This is a genomic window from Limosilactobacillus sp. C0001E2, assembly GCF_056590915.1.
Map to the genome: position 1 here is coordinate 129,598 of NZ_JBWPXC010000005.1, position 6,394 is coordinate 135,991.

At 40.7% G+C, this 6,394-nt stretch carries 6 protein-coding genes, 16 tRNA genes and 1 pseudogene; 1 reads left to right on the forward strand and 22 read right to left on the reverse strand.

Annotated features, from left to right (window positions below; genetic code table 11):
* Positions 1–37 precede the first annotated feature (37 nt).
* The 6 genes and pseudogenes from AC1EKL_RS06910 to AC1EKL_RS06935 all read right to left on the reverse strand — a co-directional run bounded on the left by AC1EKL_RS06910 (position 38) and on the right by AC1EKL_RS06935 (position 4,236).
* On the reverse strand, positions 38–925 hold the full coding sequence (locus AC1EKL_RS06910) for an RluA family pseudouridine synthase (RefSeq protein ID WP_480189503.1): 888 nt from the start codon (positions 923–925) through the stop codon (positions 38–40).
* Positions 926–1,732 carry an NAD kinase gene (locus AC1EKL_RS06915; RefSeq protein ID WP_480189502.1) on the reverse strand — a complete coding sequence of 269 codons (807 nt, stop codon included), beginning with the start codon at positions 1,730–1,732 and terminating at the stop codon, positions 926–928.
* Positions 1,733–1,743: 11 nt separating this feature from the next.
* Positions 1,744–2,418, reverse strand: coding sequence for a GTP diphosphokinase (yjbM, locus tag AC1EKL_RS06920; RefSeq protein WP_464465441.1), 675 nt, complete (start codon positions 2,416–2,418; stop codon positions 1,744–1,746).
* 112 nt (positions 2,419–2,530) lie between these two features.
* Entirely contained in the window at positions 2,531–2,791 is a 261-nt protein-coding gene (locus tag AC1EKL_RS06925; RefSeq protein ID WP_480189501.1) for a hypothetical protein, read from the reverse strand.
* Positions 2,792–2,971: 180 nt separating this feature from the next.
* A pseudogene (locus tag AC1EKL_RS06930) lies at positions 2,972–3,430 on the reverse strand (competence protein CoiA); the annotation flags it as partial.
* Positions 3,431–3,576: 146 nt separating this feature from the next.
* On the reverse strand, positions 3,577–4,236 hold the full coding sequence (locus tag AC1EKL_RS06935; protein WP_480189500.1) for an adaptor protein MecA: 660 nt from the start codon (positions 4,234–4,236) through the stop codon (positions 3,577–3,579).
* A 142-nt stretch (positions 4,237–4,378) separates the two neighbouring features.
* Here AC1EKL_RS06935 and AC1EKL_RS06940 point away from each other — a divergent pair, with 142 nt between their 5' ends.
* Entirely contained in the window at positions 4,379–4,876 is a 498-nt protein-coding gene (locus AC1EKL_RS06940; RefSeq protein WP_480189499.1) for a hypothetical protein, read from the forward strand.
* Positions 4,877–4,973: 97 nt separating this feature from the next.
* On the opposite strand, the gene AC1EKL_RS06945 is transcribed toward AC1EKL_RS06940, so the two are convergent.
* The 16 genes from AC1EKL_RS06945 to AC1EKL_RS07020 form a co-directional block, all read right to left on the reverse strand.
* Positions 4,974–5,048: transfer RNA gene (locus AC1EKL_RS06945), tRNA-Asp, on the reverse strand.
* Positions 5,049–5,050: 2 nt separating this feature from the next.
* Positions 5,051–5,124 (reverse strand) — tRNA-Met (locus tag AC1EKL_RS06950).
* Between the two features lie 10 nt (positions 5,125–5,134).
* Positions 5,135–5,207 (reverse strand) — tRNA-Glu (locus tag AC1EKL_RS06955).
* Positions 5,208–5,233: 26 nt separating this feature from the next.
* A tRNA-Ser gene (locus tag AC1EKL_RS06960) sits at positions 5,234–5,322 on the reverse strand.
* A gap of 2 nt (positions 5,323–5,324) precedes the next feature.
* Positions 5,325–5,399: transfer RNA gene (locus AC1EKL_RS06965), tRNA-Ile, on the reverse strand.
* A gap of 20 nt (positions 5,400–5,419) precedes the next feature.
* Positions 5,420–5,490: transfer RNA gene (locus AC1EKL_RS06970), tRNA-Gly, on the reverse strand.
* A gap of 9 nt (positions 5,491–5,499) precedes the next feature.
* Positions 5,500–5,572, reverse strand: a tRNA-Phe gene (locus AC1EKL_RS06975).
* A 3-nt stretch (positions 5,573–5,575) separates the two neighbouring features.
* Positions 5,576–5,650 (reverse strand) — tRNA-Asp (locus AC1EKL_RS06980).
* A gap of 2 nt (positions 5,651–5,652) precedes the next feature.
* Positions 5,653–5,726: transfer RNA gene (locus AC1EKL_RS06985), tRNA-Met, on the reverse strand.
* 10 nt (positions 5,727–5,736) lie between these two features.
* Positions 5,737–5,824 (reverse strand) — tRNA-Ser (locus AC1EKL_RS06990).
* Positions 5,825–5,861: 37 nt separating this feature from the next.
* Positions 5,862–5,935 (reverse strand) — tRNA-Ile (locus AC1EKL_RS06995).
* 16 nt (positions 5,936–5,951) lie between these two features.
* Positions 5,952–6,025, reverse strand: a tRNA-Met gene (locus AC1EKL_RS07000).
* 30 nt (positions 6,026–6,055) lie between these two features.
* Positions 6,056–6,129, reverse strand: a tRNA-Pro gene (locus AC1EKL_RS07005).
* 5 nt (positions 6,130–6,134) lie between these two features.
* Positions 6,135–6,208: transfer RNA gene (locus tag AC1EKL_RS07010), tRNA-Arg, on the reverse strand.
* A gap of 4 nt (positions 6,209–6,212) precedes the next feature.
* Positions 6,213–6,298: transfer RNA gene (locus AC1EKL_RS07015), tRNA-Leu, on the reverse strand.
* A gap of 21 nt (positions 6,299–6,319) precedes the next feature.
* Positions 6,320–6,391, reverse strand: a tRNA-Gly gene (locus AC1EKL_RS07020).
* Positions 6,392–6,394: the final 3 nt, after the last annotated feature.

The window sequence follows — 6,394 nt, forward strand, 5'->3', positions numbered from 1 at the left end:
GCTCAATGCATGAGAACTCGAGGGTTTCTTTATAAATTTAAAGCTTTGCAATTAATTTGTTCATATCATCAGGTAGTGGTGCCTGACACTCAATTTGCTGTTTTTTAAATGGACTGTAAAAACTAATATAGCGACAATGAAGCGCTTGACGAGACATCAACGAAACTGATCCTCCATACATATCATCACCAATTAACGGGTGCCCCAAAAAGCTAAAATGCACCCGAATTTGGTGAGTTCTTCCCGTATGAAGCCGAATCCGGACAACTGAAAACTGTTCGCCAGTCCGTTCTGTCCAATATTCAGTGATGGAGTCCTTTCCATCATCACGAACTTGTCGTTTCACAAAGGACTCCGGATTTCGACCAATTGGTGCATAGATGTAACCATGATAATTTTTTAATTGGCCACCAACAATCGCTACGTATTCTTTTTTTACTTGATGGCGTTTTAATTGCCGATCCAAAACAGCATGAGCAAATCGATGCTTTGGGAAAACCACCAATCCACTAGTATCCTTATCCAAGCGGGTTGCAACGTGAGTTACCTGATTCGGATACTGATGAACTAAATAATAATTCTTGACACGATTAACTAAACTATCTTGGACTGCAACGTTATGAGCAGGCACGGTTGCTACTCCAGCATCCTTATTAATCACTAAAAAATCGGCATCTTCATAAGCAATTTTAAACGAGCCAGGAAAGGCCGTGATTTTCGGATTTGCGGATTCATCCGGTAGCTCAATACCAACCATTTGTCCTGGTAAAACTTTATCCACCGCCCAGGCTGGTTGATGATCGATTCGTAATGAACCGCCATGAAAAATTGCGACCTTTAAAAGTGAACTTGTCACACCAAATGATTTTAAAACACTTCTTAATTTGCGTTCAGTTGTTCCTTGGTACTGCCATGTAAAAATCATCTAGAGATCTCCAATGAATGATTCACGAACCCGCTGCCAAAAATTAGTATGACGGTACTTGGCAAACTTAATCTTTTTACTCGAAACCTCAAAGGTTAGCTCAACTAAATGATGACGTTTAGAACCAAGGACCCATTTTTCACGATCACAGGTCAGAACAATGCTTGATTCATCTTTTATCCGCAACGTTAGAATATTATCCGCTCCAAAAATTGTGGGTGAACCCAGTGTTCGAAAAACACGGTTATTAAGTGATGCCATTTCTGCCAGTTGGAATCCAATAATATGCGGATCCATAACTGCGCCCCCCACTGCTTTATTATAGGCGGTGGAACCAGTTGGCGTTGAAACACACAAGCCGTCCCCCCGGAATCGTTCAAATAGTTCGTGGTTAATGTAGACATCACACACCATTGTCTTGGTAATGTTTTTGACAGTTGATTCATTTAAGCAGATTTTTTTCATGACTTGGCCGTCAGAAAACTTAGCCGTCATTTCAATTAATGGGTAACTAATTGACTGTCCGGCCCCATCTTTAAGACTGGCAACTAAATCATGGACTTCAAAATTACGCCAATCAGTATAAAAGCCCAAATGCCCGGTATGAATACCAATGAATCGAATGGTGTCTAACTGATCCTCATATTTATTAAATGCCGACAGCAGAGTCCCATCGCCGCCAATCGTAATCACGATATCTGGATGTCCCTCATCGTAATCAATTTTATATTCGTCTAATCCTTTAATAATCAAATCGCGTAATCGCAGGGATTCTGGCGATGAATAAGTGTAGACTGCTACTTTCATATAATCACCAACTATTGTTTATTCTCTTGCTGATTTTCTTGTGTTGAGTTCTGTTGCGACCAATCAGAATTTTTACTGTAAGAAAAAAGATTTTGAGCTTCTTGAATTTCTTCGCGAATCTCAGACATTTCATTATCAAGTTTAAATGCCGCTTCTGCCGCGCTCTTCAATCTTGCTGATAGGTCACTCGGAAAAGCTCCTTGATATTTGTAATTCAATGAATGTTCAATTGTTGCCCAGAAATTCATCGCCAACGTCCGAATTTGAATTTCTGCAAGAATCTTCTTCTCACCAGTGATCAGTTGGACTGGATATTCAACAACGATGTGATAAGAACGATAACCACTTGGCTTCACATTACTAATATAGTCGCGTTCTTCCAAAATATTCATATCACTTCGTTCACGCAGTAAATCGACCACTTCATAAATATCCTCAACGAATTGACACATAATCCGTACACCAGCAATGTCTTGCATATCTTGCTCAAGTCGATCTTCAGCAACATGCCGCCGAACCATTTTTTCCTTAATACTATCGACGGGCTTAACGCGCCCAGTGACAAATTCAATTGGTGAGTGTTGAGCTTGGTCCTGATATTGCTTACGCATTCCTCGCAGCTTAACTTTTAATTCATTTACGGCCTGCTGATAAGGTAATAAGAAGTGCTGCCAATCCTCAACCATTACTCTTCCTCCTTCATTCATACCCCACCATTCTATCATACGTTGAACCAATCTGCCTATTTCTTGTGGCAAGTCGCTGAATTTTACCATACTTTTCTTCAATACTTGAAAACTAATGAGGCCGCTGACGATAAATTACTGTTTCCCTATCCATAATGATAATCCTGGATTTGACTAATGATTTTTGCCAATCATTAATCGTTTGCAATCGTAATTGTTCGACTGCTCGAAAGTCTAAACAGGGAAATTCAAGCCAATCGGCCTGATTAAATAACCACTGTTGCCAATATTTTAGAGTAACTTGCTTACCAATTGGCCATTTTTCCATCATTAATAACGTTTGTAATCGCCATTTCATAATTGGCTGCTGCATTACAGGCCAACGTTTTTCAATATCATGAACAAAGAGCGGACAACAGCTGGCTATCCGACCATTCTGATAAGCAAAATTTATTAATGAATTTGAAATTAGGCGGCGTCGTTGTAAATGATTTGTTTGATGCCTGATCTTTTTCCAAAGAGGGCCCCAATTAGCATTAAAAGAACAAGTTGCAAAATCATTACGATATACCAAACGGCAAGTCGTCGAGTCCCAAAAATAGAGATAAAGTTTATTTTGGTACTGCTGGGTAAACTGCGCGATCTTGTTAAAATATAATTTTCTTTGATAACGAGGACCTAGAACCCATCTCACAGAAATACCCTGAATTTGATAACCACGATTGCGGGCTTTGATTTTGGCAAGACTCAAAGGGCTGCACTGATACTCCAACGCAATCTGCTTATTATTGATCCGTAATAAAATATCGGGACGTTGTTTAATAGCTGGTAAATACACTTCTAACTGTGGGGCCCAGCCACGCTGATTTGCCCATTTAAAAATTTGTGTTTTCCCTAGTTCATGATTTTGTGACTCTCCACATAAATATTGTGAACGATGATAATGAGCGAAAAAAGGTCGCCCATTTTGGGAAATTTTAATAATAAGAGATTGTGAACATTCAGGACAGATATATTGCTCATTACATTAAATCGTGCCTGTTTAATATGCACTAATTCATGATGATCATTCATTCCAATTTGCATTTTATCACCCTTATTTTAAATACGTAAAAAGTTAATAAAAATACAAAAGAACTCCAGTATTCACCGAAGTTCTTACTTGAAATAATATCTTGCTGTCTCTAATGCTGATCGATGTATGATCAATTTACCATGTTCTTGAAGTAATGATGGTGTGATATCGACAATCTGACCATATTCACTAGCAAGAGCCCGATAATTAAGAATTGTGTCTTTTGACATTCCGACATTATCGAGATCCTGCAGTACCAAATAAAACTTTTTCTGATAATGGAAAAGATCGGCATTTAAATTATCATCAGTTAAAACGTTAGCTAATTCAATAAAGTTTTCGAAATCCGCAAATCTAACAACGAAGGTATTTGAAAGAACGGAATCACTATTACCCGCATTACTATCAGACTGATGATTACTCGAATAACTTTGATGATCATGTCCCCGCAATTGATCAGCGATTAAATTTGAAACTTGATTCATTTCAGAGTTAGATCCACGATTAACATTTTTCGAAATAATTAATTCCAAACCATTTTTAATCGGTAATGCCTGAAAAGTAACAGAATCATTTTTTTGAAATTGATGTTCTGTATCAACCTCTTCGAGAATACTATAAAAGAAATCTTCAATTTGCTTTTGATTTCCAATTAGGTCAAGCATTGAAATTCCACGTTCTTCTAAATCATCTTGGTTAATAATCACTTGAATCGTATTCTCGTCTAGCTGGCGTTTTTCCAAAATTACACCCCCTACCAAAAACATTTATAATATATTAATTTTACCTTTTCTATTAGCTGAGTCAAGTTTGCAGAAAACCATAATCAGATTTTTTACCATTCTATTTTTTAGTGTATAATACGTCTGTAAAGGAGTGAATGGAATGATTAAGGTTATTAACTATGCTTTAGGCTCCAAATCATACTTTGATGATGAAATTAAAGCCAATCCTGACCGGCGTTTTGTAATGGCGGAAAACCTAACAACCGAAGATAACTACATTTTAATGGATCTATCTGATCAACCAAGTATCTTTGGCTCTTCGATTAAATTAGAAACGACTCATCATGTCGGTGATGATTCTTTTGATGGCTTTTTCTTTCTCCAAGCATTTGATTTAGCTAAAGAAACTCGTGCTATGCTAAAGAAAGTCGGCCCACATGTCTTAGACGAAACTTATGCTCAATTTAAAGATCAAATGAGTGGCGGCTATTTTGCAACACGAATGGATCACCCACAAACACTAGTTATGTTGACTGTTTGGAAAACTGAAGACGATTTGAAGAACTGGTTAAAGAGTCCTATTTATGCAGAGTTGAAAGATTACACTAATCAACAATTACGTAATTTTACAGAAGTTTTTAAAACAGTGGAAGAGTAGTTACTATTGGCAGCCAATTGGCTGTCTTTTTATTAATCACTTGTTTTAGATTTAGAAACAACAAAAAAGCATTCCATTTAAGGAATGCTTTTTAAAACGGTCCGTACGAGACTCGAACTCGTGATCTCATCCGTGACAGGGATGCGTCCTAAACCAACTAGACCAACGGACCAATTGCGGGGGCTGGATTTGAACCAACGACCTCCGGGTTATGAGCCCGACGAGCTACCAGACTGCTCTACCCCGCGATAATAAAAGTGACCCGTGCGGGATTTGAACCCACGTTACCAGCGTGAAAGGCTGGTGTCTTAACCAACTTGACCAACGGGTCATTAACTCACATTACGCGAGCAATAACGGAGAAGGAGGGATTTGAACCCTCGCGCCGCTTGTCGCGACCTACACCCTTAGCAGGGGCGCCTCTTCAGCCACTTGAGTACTTCCCCAATGGGCCTAAATGGACTCGAACCATCGACCTCACGCTTATCAGGCGTGCGCTCTAAACCAACTGAGCTATAGGCCCATACCAAAAATATCGGTAGAAGCGGGTAACGAGAATCGAACTCGCGACAACAGCTTGGAAGGCTGTGGTTTTACCACTAAACTATACCCGCATAAAACAATGGCGCGGGACGGAATCGAACCGCCGACACACGGAGCTTCAATCCGTTGCTCTACCAACTGAGCTACCGAGCCATACGGTCCGTACGAGACTCGAACTCGTGATCTCATCCGTGACAGGGATGCGTCCTAAACCAACTAGACCAACGGACCAATTGCGGGGGCTGGATTTGAACCAACGACCTCCGGGTTATGAGCCCGACGAGCTACCAGATTGCTCTACCCCGCAATAATAAAAAAGGAGGATAAGAGATTCGAACTCTTGCGTCGGTTGCCCGGCCTAGCGGTTTTCAAGACCGCCCCCTTCAGCCACTTGGGTAATCCTCCATAAATAATATGTAATTAACATTTACCTTTTGGTAAATGGACCTTGTAGGACTCGAACCTACGACCGGGCGGTTATGAGCCGCTTGCTCTAACCAACTGAGCTAAAGGTCCAATCTAACCACCCAAATCGCGGCGGAGGGAATCGAACCCACGACCTCCCGGGTATGAACCGGACGCTCTAGCCAGCTGAGCTACACCGCGAATTAAGTATAGTATATATTTTACTATAAATCGGAAAGACAGGATTCGAACCTGCGACCCCCTGGTCCCAAACCAGGTGCTCTACCAAGCTGAGCTACTTTCCGAAAAATGCACCCAGCAGGAGTCGAACCTGCAACCTTCTGATTCGTAGTCAGACACTCTATCCAATTGCGCTATGGGTGCAAAATGCCGAGGACCGGGATCGAACCGGTACGGTCATCACTGACCGCAGGATTTTAAGTCCTGTGCGTCTGCCAATTCCGCCACCCCGGCATAATATTATGGAATTGGCAAAGCGGAAGACGGGATTCGAACCCGCGACCCCCACCATGGCAAGGTGATGTTCTACCACTGAACTACTTCCGCATA